Here is a 1943-nt window from a genome sequence, read left to right as displayed (position 1 = left end):
GCCGAAAACTAAACGTAAGCCGGGGAAAAATTTCATTGTGAACGAAGCTTTATATCTTCCAGTACAACTAAATGAGGTTTTACACACCTATTAACTAACCGAAGACAAGAAGATCCTTATATTTTTACATATAAAATCCAGACGCAGCCAGACCTTTCTATAATGCTGCTGAATGTGATATAATTTTAATGCAGATAGGAGTGAAAGCCCCCCAATGGGCAAAAACAACAATTACAGCTACAGTGATGTAGATGATAAGATTCAATCATATCTACAGAAAATATTCGACCTGGAAGAACCAGAGCAACCTCACGACCTATTCTTTAAATGGACGCTGGGAAGAAAGCCAACCATGGTGAATTTCCTGGAAATTGCCCTGCCTGCTGAAGTGATAGATCACTTTAAAATTAATTCTATCAACAGGACAAATGATAGCTATGTGGAAGAGATTATGAAAGAAACAATAACAGATGTGGTTTATGAAGCTGAGTTAGCTGATGGAAGTGAGGGCAATATCTGCATCCTTTTCGAGCATAAAAGCACTGTAAAGCGCAGAGTTATACTGAAAGTGATGAAATATCTCTACAACATCTACAATGACAAATATAAAAATCAAACTACTACCCAGGTACTGCCCATTATTTTTTATCATGGTCAGGAAAACTGGACAGCTCCTAAAAAATTATCCAATATTTTGGAAGGTGATATTGGATCTATAGAAAAATTTACTCCTGACTTCGAGTATTTTTTCATTCATCTAAAAGAAATAATAAATTATCTCGAGGGCAAAATAAGTCCAGAAGGTTTGTCATATTTTCGCATTCTGGACGCAGCTAATGCTGAGAACGAAGAGGCAGCCGATGAAAAATTTCAAAAGGCTCTTGACATTTTTAAAGATGAAGAAATATGGAGCTCCAGAGAATTTCTGGAGAGAGTTGTAACGGTGGCAATAATTTATTTAGCTGCCACCTCGGAATATTTTAACGATAAAAACACTTTTAAACTTGCACAGGATACCCTCCACGAAGGGAGTGAAAATCTTATGACTTTTGTAGAAGAGATCATGAAAGAAGGCGAAGAAAAAGGTATAGAAAAAGGATTGGAAAGAGGTATTGAAAGAGGTATTGAAAAGGGCAAAAAGAAGACATTAATAGAAACCTTGCTGGTTTTTGCTTCTGACATATTTTCCCTGGAAGACACTGAGACCTTAGAAAACAAATTAGAAGAAGCTGATATCGATACTTTAGAGAATATCAGAGATAATATTCTTTCTTTAGATAGCATAAATGATGTATATGATATGTTAGAATAAGCAGGTATTATCCAGCTAATCTAACCTGCAAGAAAGAGGTGGTAATATGAGTGCTTCTTCTTCTGAAAAACAGCTCTCAATACCCAGAGATGTCTATAGAGCTATGAAAGTTCCTGAAGATAAAAGAGATGAAACCTTACAGAGAGAATTAGCTTTATCTCTTTACAGAGAACAGATATTATCCTTTGGCAAAGCAAGACAGCTTGCAAATATGACTAAATGGCAATTCCATGAACTCCTTAAAGAAAGGAATATAGAAAGACATTATACAGAAGAAAACCTAAAAGAAGATTTAGAGTATACTAAAGAATTTCCTCGCCTTTTTGATGATGAGGATTGGGAAAAGTTTAAAAAATTAGCTCAACAAGAAGGCAGCAGCGCAGACATAGAATTGAAAAAGTTCATTAAGAAATATAACGAAGAAAAAGGGTACCGCAGGCGTTTCAATAAACTATTTGAAGAGCATAAAGGAGTTTTAGATGCCTTAGCCGAATAAACTTAATTTGATTGGCTTAAAGGGGGAAAGGACATCCAAAATAATTATAATTTCTCTGACTACAAATTATTAGATATTATGTGGTATTTTAAAACCTTTTAAAGTCGAACTTCCAGAAATGACTTTACACATCCG

General features: G+C 35.0%; 2 protein-coding genes. Both read left to right on the top strand.

Features of this window, described 5'->3' with window-relative positions:
• Positions 1-214 precede the first annotated feature (214 nt).
• Positions 215-1312 carry an Rpn family recombination-promoting nuclease/putative transposase gene (locus BLT15_RS13005; RefSeq protein ID WP_089762513.1) on the top strand — a complete coding sequence of 366 codons (1098 nt, stop codon included), beginning with the start codon at positions 215-217 and terminating at the stop codon, positions 1310-1312.
• 46 nt (positions 1313-1358) lie between these two features.
• The gene (locus BLT15_RS13000) at positions 1359-1808 is read left to right on the top strand and encodes a UPF0175 family protein (RefSeq protein ID WP_089762511.1); all 450 of its coding nucleotides are present in this window, start codon (positions 1359-1361) and stop codon (positions 1806-1808) included.
• The last annotated feature ends 135 nt before the right edge of the window (positions 1809-1943 follow it).

The sequence above is a fragment of the Halarsenatibacter silvermanii genome (assembly GCF_900103135.1).
Classification (GTDB): Bacteria; Bacillota; Halanaerobiia; order Halanaerobiales; family Halarsenatibacteraceae; genus Halarsenatibacter; species Halarsenatibacter silvermanii.
Note: the sequence above shows the minus strand (reverse complement) of the source record. Positions and strands in the feature narration are given on the sequence as shown.